The 19,355-nt window shown below is 47.9% G+C and carries 16 protein-coding genes and 1 pseudogene; 6 read left to right on the top strand and 11 right to left on the bottom strand.

The window, feature by feature from the left end; translation table 11 throughout:
• The first annotated feature begins 236 nt into the window (after positions 1-236).
• A complete protein-coding gene (locus DESPODRAFT_RS10315; protein ID WP_052314691.1) occupies positions 237-788 on the top strand; it encodes a Druantia anti-phage system protein DruA in 552 nt (183 codons plus the stop codon).
• 215 nt (positions 789-1,003) lie between these two features.
• Here the strand turns inward: DESPODRAFT_RS10315 and DESPODRAFT_RS20025 are convergent, their stop codons facing one another.
• Positions 1,004-1,195: a gamma-glutamyl-gamma-aminobutyrate hydrolase family protein gene (locus DESPODRAFT_RS20025; protein ID WP_157488468.1), complete on the bottom strand. Its 192-nt coding sequence runs from the start codon at positions 1,193-1,195 to the stop codon at positions 1,004-1,006.
• Positions 1,196-1,229: 34 nt separating this feature from the next.
• Complete coding sequence (locus DESPODRAFT_RS10310) at positions 1,230-1,757, bottom strand: DUF309 domain-containing protein (RefSeq protein ID WP_004073358.1); 528 nt, start codon at positions 1,755-1,757, stop codon at positions 1,230-1,232.
• Between the two features lie 204 nt (positions 1,758-1,961).
• Here DESPODRAFT_RS10310 and DESPODRAFT_RS10305 point away from each other — a divergent pair, with 204 nt between their 5' ends.
• Positions 1,962-3,683, top strand: a complete 1,722-nt coding sequence (locus tag DESPODRAFT_RS10305; RefSeq protein WP_004073357.1) for an FAD-dependent oxidoreductase — start codon at positions 1,962-1,964, stop codon at positions 3,681-3,683.
• A 178-nt stretch (positions 3,684-3,861) separates the two neighbouring features.
• On the opposite strand, the pseudogene DESPODRAFT_RS10300 reads toward DESPODRAFT_RS10305, so the two are convergent.
• From DESPODRAFT_RS10300 to DESPODRAFT_RS10270, 6 genes and pseudogenes are all read right to left on the bottom strand, one after another.
• A pseudogene (locus DESPODRAFT_RS10300) lies at positions 3,862-4,510 on the bottom strand (methyl-accepting chemotaxis protein).
• Positions 4,511-4,598: 88 nt separating this feature from the next.
• The gene (gene scpC, locus DESPODRAFT_RS10295) at positions 4,599-6,146 is read right to left on the bottom strand and encodes a succinyl-CoA:acetate CoA-transferase ScpC (protein WP_004073355.1); all 1,548 of its coding nucleotides are present in this window, start codon (positions 6,144-6,146) and stop codon (positions 4,599-4,601) included.
• A 298-nt stretch (positions 6,147-6,444) separates the two neighbouring features.
• Positions 6,445-7,689 carry a saccharopine dehydrogenase family protein gene (locus DESPODRAFT_RS10290; protein ID WP_245531889.1) on the bottom strand — a complete coding sequence of 415 codons (1,245 nt, stop codon included), beginning with the start codon at positions 7,687-7,689 and terminating at the stop codon, positions 6,445-6,447.
• A 70-nt stretch (positions 7,690-7,759) separates the two neighbouring features.
• Complete coding sequence (gene nspC, locus DESPODRAFT_RS10285; RefSeq protein WP_004073353.1) at positions 7,760-8,884, bottom strand: carboxynorspermidine decarboxylase; 1,125 nt, start codon at positions 8,882-8,884, stop codon at positions 7,760-7,762.
• Between the two features lie 279 nt (positions 8,885-9,163).
• On the bottom strand, positions 9,164-9,811 hold the full coding sequence (locus DESPODRAFT_RS10275; RefSeq protein ID WP_004073352.1) for a cytochrome b/b6 domain-containing protein: 648 nt from the start codon (positions 9,809-9,811) through the stop codon (positions 9,164-9,166).
• A 17-nt stretch (positions 9,812-9,828) separates the two neighbouring features.
• Complete coding sequence (locus DESPODRAFT_RS10270) at positions 9,829-11,487, bottom strand: tetrathionate reductase family octaheme c-type cytochrome (RefSeq protein ID WP_004073351.1); 1,659 nt, start codon at positions 11,485-11,487, stop codon at positions 9,829-9,831.
• A 294-nt stretch (positions 11,488-11,781) separates the two neighbouring features.
• Here DESPODRAFT_RS10270 and DESPODRAFT_RS10265 point away from each other — a divergent pair, with 294 nt between their 5' ends.
• Together DESPODRAFT_RS10265 and DESPODRAFT_RS21460 are read left to right on the top strand one after the other, a co-directional pair.
• Positions 11,782-14,187 carry an ATP-binding protein gene (locus tag DESPODRAFT_RS10265; RefSeq protein ID WP_004073350.1) on the top strand — a complete coding sequence of 802 codons (2,406 nt, stop codon included), beginning with the start codon at positions 11,782-11,784 and terminating at the stop codon, positions 14,185-14,187.
• Positions 14,188-14,232: 45 nt separating this feature from the next.
• Positions 14,233-14,457 (top strand): Rdx family protein, encoded by a 225-nt coding sequence (locus tag DESPODRAFT_RS21460; RefSeq protein ID WP_004073349.1) that lies wholly within the window; start codon positions 14,233-14,235, stop codon positions 14,455-14,457.
• A gap of 168 nt (positions 14,458-14,625) precedes the next feature.
• Here DESPODRAFT_RS21460 and DESPODRAFT_RS10255 read toward each other — a convergent pair whose 3' ends face one another.
• The 3 genes from DESPODRAFT_RS10255 to DESPODRAFT_RS10245 form a co-directional block, all read right to left on the bottom strand.
• Entirely contained in the window at positions 14,626-15,753 is a 1,128-nt protein-coding gene (locus DESPODRAFT_RS10255) for a sodium ion-translocating decarboxylase subunit beta (RefSeq protein WP_004073348.1), read from the bottom strand.
• An 82-nt stretch (positions 15,754-15,835) separates the two neighbouring features.
• The gene (locus DESPODRAFT_RS10250) at positions 15,836-16,300 is read right to left on the bottom strand and encodes an OadG family protein (RefSeq protein WP_004073347.1); all 465 of its coding nucleotides are present in this window, start codon (positions 16,298-16,300) and stop codon (positions 15,836-15,838) included.
• Positions 16,301-16,352: 52 nt separating this feature from the next.
• Positions 16,353-16,778, bottom strand: coding sequence for a Crp/Fnr family transcriptional regulator (locus DESPODRAFT_RS10245; protein ID WP_004073346.1), 426 nt, complete (start codon positions 16,776-16,778; stop codon positions 16,353-16,355).
• A 465-nt stretch (positions 16,779-17,243) separates the two neighbouring features.
• Here DESPODRAFT_RS10245 and proV point away from each other — a divergent pair, with 465 nt between their 5' ends.
• A complete protein-coding gene (gene proV / locus DESPODRAFT_RS10240; protein ID WP_004073345.1) occupies positions 17,244-18,503 on the top strand; it encodes a glycine betaine/L-proline ABC transporter ATP-binding protein ProV in 1,260 nt (419 codons plus the stop codon).
• A gap of 14 nt (positions 18,504-18,517) precedes the next feature.
• Positions 18,518-19,348 carry an ABC transporter permease gene (locus DESPODRAFT_RS10235; RefSeq protein WP_004073344.1) on the top strand — a complete coding sequence of 277 codons (831 nt, stop codon included), beginning with the start codon at positions 18,518-18,520 and terminating at the stop codon, positions 19,346-19,348.
• Positions 19,349-19,355: the final 7 nt, after the last annotated feature.

Raw genomic sequence — 19,355 nt, 5'->3', positions numbered from 1 at the left:
ACCGAACGCGACTTTCAATAGAGGTGTGCCGGATTCTCCAATGGTTCAAACCGGAATGGAAAAACCAAAGATATGTCGTGCCGTGTTGCTATGCTGAAAGATGGAAAAGGATGGGGTGATATGCCTGCCGCCCTCTACTCAAAAAAACAAAGCGTGACCGACGCATTAAATTAACGTCAGCTACGGATCCGCAAAGCCGGGTTGTCTGTCCGGTTCATCGTTTGCCGGAACTTAATTTGCAGATCGTTACCAAAGCGACATCTGGTTTGTGGAATGAATACATCGAAAGGTATCATTATCTTGGGCATAAGCCGTTGCCAGGTGCCCAACTTCGATATTTCATTACTGCCGGCGAACAGATCGTTGCCCTGGCAGGGTTCGGTGCAGCGGCATGGCAAACCGCACCAAGAGATCAGTTTATTGGATGGACTCATGATCAAAGAAAGGCAAATTTGCATTTGATTGTGAATAATGCCAGATTCCTTATTTTGCCATGGATTCAATCAAAAAATTTGGCATCCAAAGTTCTCTCATTAATCACACACCGACTCCCGGATGATTGGCACAACAAGTATAATATCCGGCCTGTCCTGCTTGAGACGTTTGTTCAAAAAGATCGTTTCGCAGGGACCTGTTATAAAGCCGCAAACTGGCAAATTGTTGGAGAAACTAAAGGGCGGGGTAAATTAGGTGCTAACCCAAAGAAAGGGACGGTGATTGTTCCCATCAAAGATGTTTGGGTTTATCCTCTGGACCAGAATTTTAGGACGTTACTCAAATCAACTTAAAAATGACTAACCCGAATATTTACACATAAACACTATTGCTAATTCAATGCGCTAATCTATAAAGTTGTCTTTGTATATTAATTAATGTTTATAAAATCAACCTGAAATTTCGGCATCAGGGGTAAAAATCCATTTCAGGTCTATGAAAGCGCAGCATACCACGCTGCATTTAAAATATCAACTACTTGGAATAATAACACATTATGTCTTCCTTTCTATGTATTCACTCTATCTTTGCAGTTGCGGATAAACCGATCAAATAAAGGCAGCATGCCATCACTTTTCTGCATAAGCAATTCAGGGTGCCACTGCACAAGATCAATGGGCAAAGATTCATGCTCTGCGCCTTCCACCACGCCGTCCGGGGCCCATGCCGTGATTCGAATGCCTTTGCCCGGGGCATCAATGTGGGTTGAGTATGGGTAGTGATAAAACCTTTTTTTAGGCGTCTTTGATAACGGCTCTCAAGCGGGCCATTTTAGGGTGAATATCAAACGATTCAGGCACCTGCAACAGATGAGGCTCCAGTACGGCAAGGGCTTTAGCCGCAACTGAGACAGCCGCCTTTTTCCTGTTGTAAGCCAGCAACTCAAATGTACCTGCGGTACGTATCATTGCCTGCAGGACCTTTTTTTTCTGCCCCTGAGCAACCCTGTAATTTTGCTCAAGCCATTCATGACATTCAAAAAAAAGGGCTTCATCCCAGAGCAGACAGGCCGTTGCATAGATATCGGCACCCAAAATCGGATTTGATGATATTTGGGATAAAACAGCGGTATACCGTTCATGTCTGGCTTTGATATAATTCTGGGCCCGGTCAGGCAACTTTTTCCGGCCCAGGTCAGAAACCGCCTGTGCCACAGGTGTATGATCGCCTTTATGCAAGGCGCTGATAAATGCACTTCCCAAAAAATTTCTGACATCCCGATCTGTCCGGTCTTCAAAAGGATTAAATAGTATTTTCATCATAACTGCACTCATACCTGAAAAAAGCAAGAACTTTCAAGAGGAATCATAAAAATAAACAGAAATATCTGCCAGTAAAATCCTTGAGCATTATCTTTAATTAGCGTATTTTGTTTTACTGATTTAAGAGGGAGTTGATTCGGGGGGAATTGACACGATCCGGACTTTATACACATTTTAAATGCCGGACAAACAAACGAGGTTCTCATGGCAAAAAAAATTATTATTGTTGGCGCGGTGGCCCTAGGTCCCAAAGTGGCCAGCCGCCTCAGGCGGCTTGATCCCGATTGTGAGATCATTATGATAGACAGGGACAGCTTAATTTCATATGGCGGATGCGGGATTCCGTATTATATCGGTGGGGATATCGGAGAAATCGAAGAATTATACTCCACCACGGCCCACCATGTCAGGGATCCGGAATTTTTCCGTACAGTCAAGGGTGTTGAGGTAATTACCCGGGTTGAAGCCATCGGCATTGATCGCAGAAAAAAACAGCTGAAAGTCCGTCATCTTGACGACGGGACCGAGTCTGAAATGGCCTATGACAAGCTGGTCATCGGCACGGGCGGCACGCCTTTTACCCCGCCCATCCCCGGCGCAGACCTGCCGGGCGTATATCCCGTCTCCAATCTCCACCATGCCCAGGCCATCAAAGAGTTGATCAGTAAAGGTGCCGTGGGAAATGCCGTGGTCATCGGTGCCGGTGCCATCGGTGTTGAAATGGCCGAAGCCTTGACCGATCTGTGGGGCGTGCAAACCACCCTTGTGGAGATGGCCCCGCATGTGCTGCCCGTAGCCATTGGTCCCAACATTGCCCTTATTGTTGAAAAAGAGCTTGAGAAGAGCGGGGTGGATGTTAAAATCGGTGCCCAGGTCACCAAAATCATTGGGGATGCCGAAAGCGGCGTCACCGGGGTTGAGGTCAGCGGCGAAGTGATTGAATGCGATCTTGTGATCATGGCCGTGGGTGTTCGCCCCAATACGGGTTTTGCGGCAGAAGCAGGCCTGGCTGTCGGCCGGGGCGGTTCCCTGATCGTGGATAAAAATTTAAGAACAACCGACCCGGATATTTACGCAGGCGGCGACTGCATTGAGATACGCAATCTTGTATCCGGGGAACAGCTTCCAATGGCTTTGGGCTCCCTTGCCAACCGCCAGGGACGGATCATTGCCACAAACATATTCGGCAAGAATGCCCAATTTGACGGCACTGTGGGGACCTTCTGCATCAAGGTGTTCGGCATGGGGGTGGCCACAGCAGGCCTGACCATTCACCAGGCCAAAGCAGCCGGCTTTGATCCGGTTCACTCTTTAGTGGCCCAGTTTGACCGGGCCCATTTCTATCCCAACTCAAAATTCTTGTTCGTCCAGCTCATTGCAGACCGGGCCACTCGCAGGGTGTTAGGCGTGGAAGCCGTGGGTGAACAGATTGATTCAGTCAAAGCCAGGGTGGATGCCGTGGTGCCGCTGCTTCACAAAGGCATGAATGTGGACGAGGTGTGTACCCTGGAAGTAGGCTATGCACCGCCATTCTCATCTGCCATGGATGTGATCAACAATGCCGGCAATACGCTTGATAATATTCTGGACGGCAGAAACATCCCCATGGACTGGCCTGAGTTTTCTGACCTGTTCGAAAAAGGCCAAATCACGGTGGTGGATTTAAGAGAGGCTGTGGAAGCCCAGCCGTTTATTGACCAATACGGGGCTGAACGCTGGATACACATTCCCCAGCCCGAGCTGCGCGAACGCTGTAATGAACTGCCCAAAGACAAGGACCTCTGCCTTTTCTGCGGCACGGGTGCCAGATCTTTTGAATGCCAAATCATCCTGAACCAGAACGGGTTTACCCGTGTTAAAAATCTTCAGGGTGGATATGCCATCATCAGGGTCACGGATCCGGATTTCATTCCCCAGGGAGGGTAGCCGTTACCTGGCGGGACCTCCCCGCTGCAGTGCATGAAAACGACAATCCGGTAAGGGACCTGAAATGCACACAGGTCCCTTAACCGGGATGTTTCGGGTGAGCGTTCTAAGGGCCTTTTTGGAAATTGGGACCATTTTCATGAAATTTCGCTTCGATCTCCTAATTACCAAACAAGATCTAAGTCAGCTGAAACCGGCCTACCATTGTATTCAGATTCTCAGCCAGCCTGGACAGTTCACCGGCACTGGTAAAAATCTGTCTGCTGCCGTTATTCATTTCATCGGTAGCATTGCTGACCGCGGTAATATCCCTTGTAACCTCAGCAGCCACAACAGCAAAGCCCTTTGCCTGCCTCACCGGCTCTTGCCGCCTCAATGGTTGCGTTAAGGGGCAGAAGAATGGCCTTGGCGGCGGATTCCATCTGCCACGCCGATGTTAGCATTGTCGCATCCGCTTCTTTTATGCTGTTTTCCAGGGAAATATATCTATCAAATGCCTGCCGGTATTTGTCGGCCATATTGACCATGTCATCCAACTGCCCAAGGCTTTCGGGATCAGTTGATCGGGCCTTGATTGCGTTGATTTCTTCTTTGAGCAAATCAGATTGCGCGATGACAGCCTTCACGTAGGACTCATCTCCCCTGAGCATGAAATTTTTTTCCTGCTGCCTCGCTTCGTACATCGTCATGGTCAAATTACCCGTGTCAATGGCATCTGTCATTTGCCTGACCACTCTTGAAAATCCGTTAAATCCTGCTGCGACGGCCACCAGCAGCAATATCAAAATAACGCCGAAGCCAATACTGATTTTCGTTCCAATTTTTATAGAATCAGGGGATGTTGCTATAAAAACAAAAAGCCCCGCCAAGTCTTGGCGGGGCTTTGGTTGCCGGTAGGCAGTGTTACGCTTTGTTTTATTTTTCCCAGAAACGCATGGTGCCGTTTTGTGCAAAGCTCAGATGCATTTTGTAGCACTCGTCCAGCAGCTGGGGTTCATGGTGGCCACCGGTTGCCTTGGTGGCGCGTTCGAGATAATCGTACATATAATCTTTGTAAGCCGGATGTGCACATTTATCAATGACAACGCGAGCCCGATCAATTGGCGCCAGACCACGCAGGTCAGCCAGACCCTGGTCGGTAACCAGAACATCAATATCGTGTTCGGTATGGTCGACATGCGGAACTTTGGGCACAACACCGGTGATGCCGAACTCATCATTTTTGGTGGCACGGCAAGCGGGACAATGCATTATGGATATGTAAGCGTTGCGTATAAAGTCGCCCGAACCGCCGATACCGTTCAACATGCGGGTACCGCCGGCATGGGTGGAGTTGGCATGTGCATACATATCAAATTCAAGCGGTGTATTCATGCCGATGACGCCCATACGACGGATGAGTTCCGGATTGTTGGAAATCTGCTGGGGACGCATCATAACCATGTTCTTATAGGTCTCGAAATTTTTCCACCAATCAACAAATGCCTCGTTGGACAGGGACAGTGACGTACAGTTGATGTACTTGCATTTACCTGAATCAAGGAAAGGCAGGAAGGTGTCCTGAAGAACCTCGGTGAAAACGGTCAAATCTTCAAAAGGACTTGCTGTCAGCCCACCGACAACGGCATTGGCAATGGAGCCCACGCCGGATTGCAGAGGCAACAGGTTCTTGGGCAGACGGCCGGCCTTCACTTCAGACTGGAAAAAGTCAACGATGTTGTCGGCAATAGCCTGGGCAACATCATCGGTACCGCGCAGCGCACGCCCATTGTCAGGCAGCTTGGATTCGACAATAGCAACGATTTTGCTCTTATCTGTAGGAACCCAGGGTGTACCGATACGCTGACGCAGATCTGTCACCGGAAGGATTTTCCGGAATGGAGGCAGATCTGTCAAAAGGATATCGTGCATGCCTTCGAAAGAGGGCAGACCAGTATTGATTTCGACAATGATTTTGTCAGCGACATCAATGATTTCGGGAGCAGCGCCAACGGCACCGGACAGAATGATGTTGCCTTCCTCGGTAATAGCAGATGCTTCGATAACTGCCATATCAAGTCCGCCACCCTTTTCCTTGGTGTAAAAGCCGTACTTCAAATCCTGGGGAAACATTGAAAGGTGTTTGTCACCCATGCGGATCTGGCCTTTATTAATGGCTTTGCCCAGATTTTTACCTGTCTGGTAGGGCCAGCGACGGTCAATCATGTCCAGTGTAGCCATGCGGTCCTCAACCTCGGAACCGATAGAAGCACCGATAAACAGGTTGAGTCTTAATTTGCCTTGCAGGTTGTTTTTCTCAACGTGGTCACACAGTGCGATGGGTACAACTTTCGGATACCCGACCGGCGTAAACCCGGACATGCCGACGTCCATGTCGTCTTTAAAAAACTCAATACACTCTTCAGGCGTTTTTACTTTGCTGAGCAACTCTTTGCAACGTACGCGTTCCTCTAATGTAGACATACGCTCTTTCTCTCCTTCATTTTACGGGTATCGAAGAGATTCCCCACTGAAGTAGCCTCAACACATCGACTACCTAACCAAATACAGGGGAACCGCGCCAGTTAAAGGCCATACCGAAACATGGTTTCAATAAAAATATACTTAGGGGAGGGTTATATAATGCGTCAGCAAGTGGAGTCAAGAAAAAATTTCGATGTATTCAGGGATGAAAGTGATTAATTCTCACAGGGGGGCTTGGACTCTCTTGGTTTCGGTCCAAGCCCTTTTCTTTGGTGGACATCAGTTCAGTCCGTGGTTCTTACAAGGAGAGCGGTTGATCCTCCCCGTCTTTGATGATTCCGCTGGGCAGGCCGATTTGGTTGAGTATTTTCAAAAACGGTGCCGGGTCTAATTCCTCAATATTTTTCATCTCTTTACAATCCCAAACGCCCTCGGCAATAAGCATGGCTGCCGCCGCAGGCGGAACGCCTGCCGTATAGGCAATGGCCTGGCTTTCGACTTCTTTATAACAGGCTTCATGGTCACAGATGTTATAAAGGAACACCTCTTTTTTTTCCCCATGGACACGCCCTGTTACGAGATCGCCAATGCAGGTTTTGCCGGTGTATTGGGCGGCAAGTGACACCGGGTCCGGCAGACATGCCTTCACCACTTTCAAAGGGATCACCTCCAAACCTTCCGCCGTAGTGACCGGTTGTTCTGAAAGCAGGCCGATGTTCTTCAGCACGGTAAATACATTTATATAGTGATCACTGAAACCCATCCAGAACCGGATGGAATCCGCATCAATATTTTTAGACAGGGAGTGAAGCTCATCGTGCCCGTTCAGATATATGGGCATCTTTCCGACTACCGGGAAATCGTAGACCTGTTTTACCTCAAACATCTCTTTTTTTACCCATTGGCGGTCAACATAGGTCCATACTCCGCCGGTAAACTCTCGGAAGTTGATCTCAGGATCAAAATTGGTGGCAAAGTATTTTCCGTGATTCCCGGCATTCACATCCATGATGTCAATGGTATCAATGGCATCGAAAATATATCTGTCGGCATAGGCGGCATAGGCGTTCACAACGCCCGGATCAAAGCCTGCACCGAGAATGGCTGTAATGCCTTTTTCACGGCACTGTTCACAACGTTTCCATTCGTAATTGGCGTACCAGGGGGGTGTTTCACATATTTTATCCGGCTCTTCATGAATGCCTGTGTCAATATATGCTGCGCCTGTATGGATACAGGCCGTAAGGACACTCATATTTATAAACGCCGTACCCACGTTGATGACAATCGAGGTGCCTGTCTCTTTAATCAATTTTTCCGTGGCAGAAATATCCATGGCATCTATTTGATAGGCTGTTATGGAATATTCATTACTCTTTTTGCTGCCCTTGCGCTCAATACTGTTGATAATTTTTTTACATTTGGACAGCGTTCTTGAGGCAATGACAATATTGCCAAGAACATCATTATTTTGTGCGCATTTATGAGCGGCAACATTTGCCACGCCCCCGGCACCGATAATCATCACGTTTTTTCTCATCATTATTTCCTTTCTTTAACCAAGCGAGTGTTTCTCACCCCCACCTAAATAAAACGTATGCCATAAAGCACTGTTAAATCCTTAATTCAGTTGATAGGCTTCTTTTATAATCCGTATACGAAGATTCCTGTAATACGTCAATGTGTCCGTCAGGACGCATGATCGCCACTGACGGCATTTTTAAACCGTTAAACCAATTTTTCTTCACCATGGTATAACCGGCGGCATCTTTAATCATGATGGTATCACCGATCTGAAGTTCGTTTTGAAAACAAGCCTCTCCGAAAATATCGGCGGCAAGACAGGATCTTCCTGCTATTTGATATGGAAAACTTCCCCGGACAACCGTTCCTTCAAAGCCGGCCGATTCCCTGTATACAAGCAGATCCAGCATGTGCGCTTCAATGGAGGCATCCACAATAGCGATTTTTTTTGTGTTTTCAACGATATCCAGCACGGTTGTTACAAGGGTGGTTGTATGGGTAACGGCTGCTTCTCCCGGTTCCAGATAGACCTGCAAGCCGAATTTCTGTGAAAAGGCTTTTATGATTTGCGCAAAGCGTAGGGCGTCGAAATGGTCTTCGGTATAAGAAATGCCGCCTCCCAGGCTTATCCAGTCAAATTGTTCCAAAAACGTCCCATATTTATGGCTGATACCGGCAAGCAGGTGTTCAAACGCGGCCACGTCCTCATTTTCACAGTTAAAGTGAATCATCGCGCCTGAAACCATGGGCATGGCCGCTTCTATATCCGTTGTGGATGTGACGCCGAGCCGGGAAAAGGTACGGGCAGGATCTGCCAGGTCAAAATGGCTGTAGCTCACACCGGGGTTGATTCTGATGCCACAGGTAACGCCGCTGCATTCCGGATAAAATTGCCGGAGCTGTGACAGGGAGTTAAAGATGATCTTATCTGAAAATACCGAGACCTTTTTTATATCTTCGCTGCTGTAAGCAACACTGTAAGCATGGGTCTCCTTGCCAAAGGTTTCATATCCAAGTCTGGCCTCATAGTATGAAGAGCTTGTGGTGCCGTCCATGTATGGTTTCATCAGATCGAAAACCCCCCATGTGGCAAAACATTTCAGGGCCAGAAGCAGTCTGGCACCGCTTTGTTCTCTCATTGCGGCCAGTTTCTTCATATTTTTATGGAGTTTGGTTTCATCAATAAGGTAACAGGGGGTTGAAAGTTTTTTCACTGCACCAATCCTTTACAATAACGGGTAAAATATCCGTAAAAAAAACACAGCATTTATGGTGCTGCAAAAAAAGAGAGATGAATATACATGTTTTTTTTCCGTTTTTACATTTTTTTTTGCAGGTGTTTAAAAAAAATTTGGCGTGACACTTGGTAATGTCGACAGCCATTGAAGTGGGGCTTATTTGAGTTGATATGACCATTGAAAAGGCAAAACGGCCATCTCCCGGAAAGGGTGATGGCTGTTTTGGGCTGATAGATTTCCCAAAAGGCTCTCAGGTCAGGAACGGCGCTTTTCAGCCACCTCCCACTCCTGGATCGTGGTGGTTTCACTGATCTCTTCCCATCCCGTGATCATCCCTGCGATATGGCTGAATAGGGAGTGACCCGTTGTGGTCATGTAAACATGCACCACCAGAAACGAGAGCAGTAAAAATGCCACCAGGGTGTGCAGCAGTGCCACCGGTGCCAGGGACCAGGCCACGCCCCCCCAAAGGTTCCAGGTGTAGTAAAACAGGCCTGAAATCATCTGAACCGGCAGCAGCAACGCCGACAGTGCCAGATAGGTCAGACGCTGCAGGGGGTTGTGCTTGGCTCCGGGGGATTTTACAACCGGGTGAGGTTTGCCCTGGAAGATCCCGGATGCATAGTATAATGCGACATCAATGAGTTTTTTGGTCGTGGGGATGTATTGGCGCCACTCTCCGGTGGTGAAAAGCCAGAATACAAAAAAGGCGAAAAGCACCAGCCATGAGAGTCCCACAAAATTATGGGTGGTCACTGCGGTTTCATATCCCATCAGGGTGTAGGTGCCATGAATTTCAAAGCCTGTTACCATAAGAAATATGATTATCGCGGCCTGCAGCCAGTGCCAGAATCTTTCATAACGTGTGTACAGATATACTTTAATTCTTTTTTTCTGATTCATGATGTTGCGCCCCTTTTTTAATGTTTTCCGTTTCTGGTAAAAAAACGTCCCAGGCCGTGGAGGGTGACACCGAATAATGATCCGATCACAAGAATCCATCCTGCCCAGTCCATCATGGCAAAGTGATCCCGCCCGGGCATGTAAAAGCCGGCCAGATTTGCAAGTCTTCCGGTATCTTTGATATGGCATTCGGTACATGAAAGGACATTATCCCTGGGGGCTACCATATGGGTAATGGGAAACACATAAGAGGTATCAACAAAATCATACTCGCCTGAGTAGGGCAGGTTTAAATAATCCTGGCCGTACCGGATCGCCGCATTCCAGTCAAATCCTTTCCAGTAGGCGGCATTGTCTATTTTATCCTTGGGGAACAGGTGGGGGGCCACAAGTTTCTTATTGATTTTATCATAAGGGATTTTACCCCGGTGGACTTTGAACGGAAAGATGCGTGACTTTTCATCGGTCATGTCACCGGTCGGCTTGCTGATCACCACTTCACCGGACGGGTCAATGGTGTCCTTCAAGGTGAGATGGTCAATGGAGCCATTGTACCAGAAGTATTCGGGCACCACATTCTTTTCCCACTTGAATGTGCCTTTTTTCGTGTCATAAGCAGGTTTTCCCAGGTCATCCTTCAAGTCGTAGGGCTTGCCGTCCTTCATTTTTCCCGCCGTAGACCAGTCCCAGTACATCTTGGTGGGGTTGATACGGGCATATTTGGGAATATGACAGCTCTGGCATGCCACCCGGTCGGTGTGGTCATTGGCCTTGGCATTGTGCTGATGGGGTTCCCTGCCGTGGCAGGAGACACAGGTGATCTTTGAGGTGAGATCATCCTCAAGTAACGATTTCTTATTTTCCGCTGCCGGCTGGGTGTAGATTCGGCCCGCAATATGGTGTTCTGATGTGGAGTGGCACCGGGTGCAGTTGAAATTCTGACCGTCAGTGCCCATATGAACATCCAAGTGTTTGTCGGGTTTGATCAGGGATGAGTCCAAATCTCCATGCTTAACGCCGTCTCCGCCACCGCCGTAGAAATGGCAGGCCCCGCAGTTTTTACGCCCGGGCAGGCCAACACTCTGGGCGACTTTGTTCCACTCCGGCGGATGGTATGTTTTTTTGTTTTCGTTAAACACTGTGGCTTCCTTAACCGGATATCCTGCCCCGGTTGGGAATTTTTTGTAGGTACCTGTGGTTTCGTGGCAAACAAGGCAGTCCACCTTGGTTTGATCTGTAAAATCAAAGTCTTTGTCTTTCCATCCGTATCCTGCATGGCATGATGTGCAACGAGCCTCGTTGCTCTGGGCGTTGATTCAGAAATTATTGACGGACAAGCCGCCTTTGCCCAGCGGTGTGTCGGGATCTTTTCCCGGGGCTTTCCAGGTCCAGTGAATGGTTTTATGAAATTGCAGGGCAGCCTCATTGTGACAGTTCAGGCAGGCCTCCGTCACCTCAGGGCCTGAGGTAAATTCCTGCTGCAGGATCTCAAATTTTGAATGGTCTGCAGTGATCCACCGTTTTTTCTCTTTTACCGCCTGTTTCGCAAGGACCCTGCCAGGGGCCAGTTCTTCCTGGCTGGCGTCTGTAGATGCCGTGCAAGGCAAAGGACCGGCCGGCAGCATGAACAACGTGAATAGCAGGTAAACTAAAAGATTTTGCTTTTGTTTCATCATGTTCGATCAACGCCTCCTTTTGGTTTGAGTAAGCCCGGATTTAATTTACGATATTGTCAGTATTATCAGAATAGCAACGAATATGCCAGCAGGATCAATTGCAGGCAATACAGAAGCCCGCTTTTTTATTTATGTATAGAACATAGTTTGACCAAGCGATCTGTATCCCTGGGTATTTCGCTGATAGTCTGTCATTTGAGTTGACAATTCCCAAAGAGTTGTCCTAAGTCAGGATTTATTTAAGTCAAAAATAAAACCGGCATGATGCGGGATAAAAAATACTTTGAGGAAAAAATGAGAATATCGATCCGGTGGGCAATGGTTCTTGGTTGCCTTGGTCTCATCTGGGGGATGCAGATCCTGATCACTTCGTCCACCTACATTTCATCCGAGCGGATGCTGGCCGGGCATGCCCGGGACGTGATGCAGAACATTGCGGACCTGACCATGATCCAATCCAAAAATCATCTTCAGCTGGCCCAGGGGGCGGCCTTGCTGACCAAACGTCTGTTAGCCTCCGAGGTGGTGAGCAGTGACAATCAACAGCATGATGTTCTGGAACGTTATTTTTTGAATCAATTGTCCCTGTATGCCCATTTTGCCGGTATTTATATCGGTATGCCCAATGGTGATTTTTTTTATGTCAACCGCAGTGACGCACATACCCCCGGCGGATTTCGGACCAAGGTAATTGATCATCTCAATGGCGATAAAAAAATCGGGTTTATTTGGCGCAATTCGGACGGAAACATTGTTAAAACCTCCGAAGACCCCAGTGACACCTATGATCCCCGGCAGCGTCCCTGGTATCAGAAAGCCGTTGCCAAACGGGCGATTATCTGGACAGACCCCTACATTTTTTTCTCATCACAAAAACCCGGCATTACGGTGGCAGGTCCGATCTTCAAAGCAAACGGGCAATTGCAAAGTATTGTCGGTGTGGATATTGAAATCGATGACCTGTCCACCTTTATCGGCCGGTTACGGATCGGTAAGCATGGTCGTGCCTTTATGCTCAACAACAACGGCGATGTGGTGGCGTTTCCCGATATCTCAAAAATTAAACAGGGCCAAGGCACCGCAGCCAACAGCTTCAGAATGGTTAAAATTGATGAACTGGACGATGAACTCAGCCGTGCGGCCTTTCATGCCATCCAGTGGCAGCGCACAGAAACCGGGTTGCTCACGCTCGACCACTCCCAGTTTGCCAAATTCACCTGCAACGGTGAAGTGTACAATACCATGTTCACCCAGTTTGCCGACTCACACTGGCCCTGGATGATCGGCGTGTATATACCGGAAAATGATTACCTGGGGGTACTCAAGGAAAATCGTTCGCTTAACATATGGATTACCCTGGTCCTTTCGGTAATTGCCACCCTGATGGGTTTACATCTGTTTCGCATCATCACCGACCGAAAAAAAGCAGACCTCAAACTGCGCCGTTACCAGGATCAGCTGGAGGACCTTGTTAAAGAACGCACACGGGATTTGCAGAAAAGCAATGAACAATTGCGCACTGAAATTGAAATACGCAAAGAAAAAGAGGAGGCGCTCAGAGGCAGTCAAGCACGACTGCATCAGATCCAGCGGCTGGAGGGCATAGGAACCCTGGCCGGCGGTGTGGCCCACGACTTCAACAATTTGCTGATGGGTATTCAAGGCAATATATCATTAATGATGCTGAAGACCGATCCTTTAGCGTATAATTACAACAAATTGAAAAGTATTGAGTCCTGCATTATTTCCGGAACCAAACTCACGCAGCAACTGCTCGGATTTGCGCGGGGCGGCAAATACATGGCCAAGTTGCTGGATCTGAATCGGACTGTTATAGATACCGCCCGCATGTTCGGCCGTACACGTAAAGAGATCCAGATTCAGGAAGATATAGCCCGTGATTTGTGGGCGGTCGTGGCCGATAAAAATCAGATGGAGCAGGTACTGCTCAACATTTACATTAATGCATGGCAGGCCATGCCCAGCGGAGGCACGATTTTGATAGATGCCAAAAACATGGTTCTGGATACCTCATTTTCCAAGGCTTTTGATATTCGGCCGGGACGATATGTATGCGTCTCAATCTCTGATACCGGCATCGGAATTGATCCTTCAATCCAGACACGGGTATTCGAGCCGTTTTTCACCACCAAGGAGATGGGCCGGGGCACCGGACTGGGGCTTGCGTCCAGCTATGGCATTATCAAAAATCATGGCGGCGCCATTGATTTTGTCAGCCGGCCAGGTAATGGCACCACTTTTTATATTTATCTGCCGGCCTCAGAGGCTGATGTAGAACCTGAATCCGCAATGTCGGACATTATTTCAAGAGGTTCCGAAACCCTTCTGCTTATTGATGATGAAGAGGTCATCCTTCAGGTCGGGCAGCCCATGCTTGAATCTTTGGGGTATAAAGTAATGACTGCAATGGACGGTAAAACAGCGGTGGAAATCTTTCGTCAGTTTTCCGGGGAGATTGCCCTGGTGATCCTGGATGTGATTATGCCGGGTATGAGCGGCGGTGAGATTTTTGACGCATTGAAAGCCATCAACCCGCGAGTTCAGGTGCTTCTCGCCAGTGGATACAGCCTCAGTGGACAGGCTGAAGAGATTCTGTCACGGGGATGTGTCGGTTTCATCCAAAAACCGTTCTCTCTGGAACAACTCAGTGTCAGGTTGCGCGACATATTGGACAAATAAAAGGACAGGAATGTGGCAATCTTAAAAAAATGAAAGGAACTAACCATGGAGATTCGCATCAAGTATTGCTCGGTTTGAAATTACCAGCCAAGGGCTGCCGGTCTGGCAGACGCAATTGAACAGGAGACAGGGATTGTTCCCACCCTTGAACCCGGCAGTGGTGGTGTTTATGATATCATTGCTGATGGCGTACTTTTATATTCAAAGCATCAGACAGGATGTTTTCCGGATAACCGGGAAATTCTTGTCAAAATCCGTCACAAAGGATAAAGAAAATCGCATCCGGGATATACCAGCCAAAGGAGGAAGAGATGTAACGGCGCTGCTGTTTAATGGATCAGTACAAATAAAGACGTCAATAGACGTTCCCAGGCCCCGGGGGGCCTGGGCAACCAGCCGGTCATCAGGTTCAAAAACAGCTACTCGGAAATATTCGAACTAAATCATCAGACTCCACAATACGCCTGCGGCAATGGCCGAACCGATAACGCCGGAAACATTAGGGGCCATGGCATGCATGAGCAGAAAATTTGAAGGATCTTCCCGCTGTCCCATAATATGTACCACCCGGGCCGAATCCGGTACAGCGGAAACACCGGCAGCACCCAGCAGGGGATTGATCTTCTTTTTTAAAAACAGGTTCATGAACTTGGCAAATAACACTCCGGAGGCGGTTGCAATACCAAAGGAGAGCGCACCCAGGACAAAAATTTTCACGGAGCTCTGGGTAAGAAAGACATCTCCCTGGGTAGACGCGCCTACGGTAATGCCCAGAAGGATGGTGGCAATATCAATCAATGCAGTGCGTGCCGTAACAGCCAGTCGCTCTGTAACCACAGCCTCTTTAAGGAGATTGCCAAAGCACAGCATGCCCAAAAGCGGCAATGCTGCAGGTGCCAGAAAACAGCAGAGCAAAAAGGATATAACCGGGAATATAATTTTTTCGCGCTTGGTGACGTGACGCGGATCTTCCATGCGGATGAGTCGTTCCTTGCGCGTGGTTAAAAATTTCATGATGGGCGGCTGGATTACCGGCACAAGGGCCATGTAACTGTAAGCTGCAACGGCAATGGGGCCGATAAGCTGCGGAGCCAGCTTGGCGGTGAGAAAAATGGCTGTTGGGCCGTCTGCCCCGCCGATAATCCCGATGGCTGCGGCCTCATTGGGCAAAAAACCCAAAGCCAGTGCACCCAGAAAAGTGATAAAGATCCCTGCCTGGGCCGCAGCGCCCAAAAGCATAAGCACCGGCCTTGCCAGAAGCGTTGAAAAATCGGTCATGGCACCGATGCCAAGGAATATCAAAGGCGGATAAATGCCCTGCGTTACGCCAAAATACAGGTAGTTCAAAACAGAAGTTTTTTCATAAATGCCAAGGCCCAGCCCCTTGAAAATAGGAATGTTTCCCACAAGCATGCCAAATCCGATGGGCACCAGCAGCAAAGGTTCATAATCCTTGGCAATGCCCAGAAATATAAAAATCATGCCGACAATGATCATGATAATGTTTCGGTAGTCGCACAGATAAAACCCGGTGTTTTGAAAAAATTCTAAAAATAAAGTATCCATTGCTTTTTGTTTCTTTCAATTTCCCATAGTCATCAGGTTAATTAAATTATTGCCCTTCGGGCGGACTGTTGAATGTTAGCTGCTAGGAAATGGTACGGATGAATATATCCTCATCCCATCTGAAATACCCCTGTTCATCGGCACACAGAATGCCGGATTTAATCAGGAGATTTATGTTGGCATGGGGAGCTTGAAGTCCGCAAATCTCGGCCATACGCAAAAATTTTGGCAAAGAAATCACATCATCCATGTTCTGAGCCAAAAGGTTATACTGCCGGCATACCTGTTTTTGAGCCTCAGTGAGAACCAGGACCTTTTTAGGGGGATCTGACTTGGCGGCAGATTCAGATTTGGCGGCAAATATTTTTTTTATTTTCCCAGGATCATCATACAGTGCCACAAGTTTATAAAGCTGTGAAATCAGGGCAGACAGGACCACAAGCCCTGTGAACACAATGCTGACACCCACAACTGAAATTGCCCATCCATTGTGGGCGTTTATCGCCTCAAGTCCATAAAGAACGCTGACAGCGTTAACTCCATTCAAGACACACCTCTTTTTTATTAATCTTTTTAATTAATTCTTAGGCAACGCCTGTTTAGGCAGGATTTGAACAAAAAGGCGCTTTTTCCGCAAAGAACTGCTGCCATCCATTCATAATTGTGTCCGCTACCTGGGTATCATGGCTCGTCAGATCAAGGATATCCCGGCAGGACACAACCCAGACAGCCCCTTTTTCCAGCACCGTAATCGTGGCAGTATTTGTACCATTCAGGCTCACCATTGACAGGCCGGCAAAATCCCCGGGCCTGTTGAACACCACAGCCCTGCCCTCTTCCATTGCCACAAGCAGGGTGCCTTCTTCCAGAAGAAAGAAAAACTGAGCGCTATGACCAGCCTGGGCCAAAACGTCACCAGGCACAACCACCCACCTTGAAAACAGCGGTACAAGCGCCTCAACATCCCGGGCATCAAGCCCACTAAAAATAATAGATTTTGATAAGCATGCTGCAGAACTGTCCATACGCCTCCTTAAATTATCATTTGGAGTTTGAAGCAAGCTTCCTTTGAGAGAGAGTATTCAAGCATATTTTATAAATTCTGTCGAGCGCAAAAGGACCTGATTCAGGCCAATAACGTGTAAAAAATATGTAAAAACAGGGCGGTTCGGTACATGTCAACAGGTTGCCAATCCGCTCAGCACTCCCAAAAACACCGACGAATGGGGCAGTGCTAATCGGCACATCTTTATTTTAACTATATTGTAACTATTTGAACCTGAAGATGCCATATAAATTAGAGTACTATCAATATTAAATTATCATTAAAAATTTCTTTTTATAAAATAAAGTTTATGATTTAAATTGGTTATACCAATAATCACATTTTACATATTTGACAAAATACATTGAATACAATATATATATTCATAAATAAAAGAGAAACTTAAATACAGCGTAATTCTTTTACGCAGAAAGAAGAACTATCTATGGATCAAATCATCATTAAAAATATATTTAAAATATTCGGTCCGGATCCCCAAAAAGCAAAATGCCTTATCGATCAGGGGCTAACAAAAGAAGAAATCCTTGAAAAAACCGGCATGACCGTGGGCGTAAACAATGCAGACTTTTCTATCAAACGCGGAGAAATATTTGTGGTCATGGGTCTGTCCGGATCTGGAAAATCCACACTGGTCAGGATGTTTAACCGGCTGATTGAGCCATCGACGGGTGAAATCCATATTAACGGTCAAAACATTACAACCATGGGAAACAAGGATCTTGTGAAATTCAGACTTAAACATATGAGCATGGTGTTTCAATCCTTTGCCCTGATGCCCCATCTCACGGTCCTGGAAAATGCGGCGTTTGGCCTTGAACTGGCCGGCGAACCCAAAGCCGAACGGAGTGAGCGGACTGCCGCCGCCTTAAGCCAGGTGGGTCTGGAAGGCTGGGAAGACCAGTACCCCAAACAACTTTCCGGAGGTATGCAGCAGCGTGTCGGCCTGGCCAGGGCATTGGCTGCGGACCCGGACATCATGCTGATGGACGAAGCGTTTTCCGCCCTGGACCCACTGATCCGTACGGAGATGCAGGATGAACTCCTCAAACTCCAGGAAAACAGTGACAGGACCATTTTTTTTATCTCCCATGATCTGGATGAAGCGCTTCGCATCGGTGACCGCATCGCCATCATGGAAGGGGGACGCGTTGTCCAGGTGGGCACGCCCGAGGAAATTCTCCAGAACCCGGCCGATGATTATGTCAGGGCCTTTTTCAGAGGTGTGGATCCCACCAATGTCATTTCAGCCGGTGAAATCGTCAACACACATTACCCCACAATTATCAGAACCAGAAAAGGCGACATCCGCAGCGCTCTGGAGCTGTTAAACGCCAGGGATTTCAACCATGGCTATGTGCTTAATGCCAAACACCAGTTTTTGGGAATTGTCTCCATTGACTCCCTTCAGGAGGCAATGGAAAAGGGCCGGGCAAAAGACACCCTTGAAACCTGCTATCTGCCGGGGGTCAAACCGGCCAATGTCAGCGATAACATGCAGGATATTCTGCCGCAGGTGGCATCCAAAGCCTTTCCGATCCCGGTACTTGACAATGACAATATCTTTAAAGGCGTGGTTTCCAAAAACCGGTTCCTCAAAACCCTGCACAAATCAGATATTAACGGCCACAACGGATCCGGCAACGGATATGAAGAACCGGCCCAAACCATTCAAACCGCTCTTTAGCAGGAAAATAAATTATGTTTGATGAAAAAGTGCTTCCCTTAGATATATGGATTACCGCATTTGTTGACTGGTTAGTCAATAATTACAGAGATATCTTTCAAATGATAAAATGGCCGGTTGAACAAATTTTAACCGGATTTGATATTGGCCTCAACACCGTACCGCCCATCATTATAATAGCTGTCTTGGCTTTCTGTGCATGGCGCTTTTCAGGATGGGGATTAGCTGTTTTCAGCATTCTTTCAATGGTCTTTATCGGACTGATCGGGTTCTGGACAGAGACCATGACCACCCTGGCCATGGTTTTGGCCTCTGTTCTGTTTTCCACCATTGTCGGGGTTCCCGTCGGTATTGCCGCCGGGCGAAGCAACCGGGTGGAAACCATTGTCAGACCCTTTCTAGATGCCATGCAGACCACCCCGTCCTTTGTATACCTGGTTCCCATTGTCATGCTCTTTTCCGTGGGTAATGTGGCCGGGGTGTTTGCCACCATTATTTTTGCCATGCCCCCCATCATCCGCCTGACAAGCCTTGGCATCCGCGGGGTGCATCCGGAACTGATAGAAGCGGCCACCGCCTTTGGTGCCACCCGCAGCCAGGTGCTGTTCAAGGTTCAAATTCCTCTGGCCATGCCCACCATCCTGGCAGGATTAAACCAGACCATTATGATGGCCCTTGCCATGGTGGTCATTGCTGCCTTGATCGGGGCCGGCGGACTGGGATCTCCGGTCATTCAAGGTCTGAATACATTGGATATAGGCCTTGCTGTGATGGCGGGGTTAAGCATTGTTCTGGTGGCCGTGGTACTCGACAGAATCACCCAATCCATGGCCGGTAAAAACTAAAACATAA

This window comes from Desulfobacter postgatei 2ac9, from assembly GCF_000233695.2.
GTDB classification, from domain to species: domain Bacteria; phylum Desulfobacterota; class Desulfobacteria; order Desulfobacterales; family Desulfobacteraceae; genus Desulfobacter; species Desulfobacter postgatei.
Note: the sequence above shows the minus strand (reverse complement) of the source record. Positions and strands in the feature narration are given on the sequence as shown.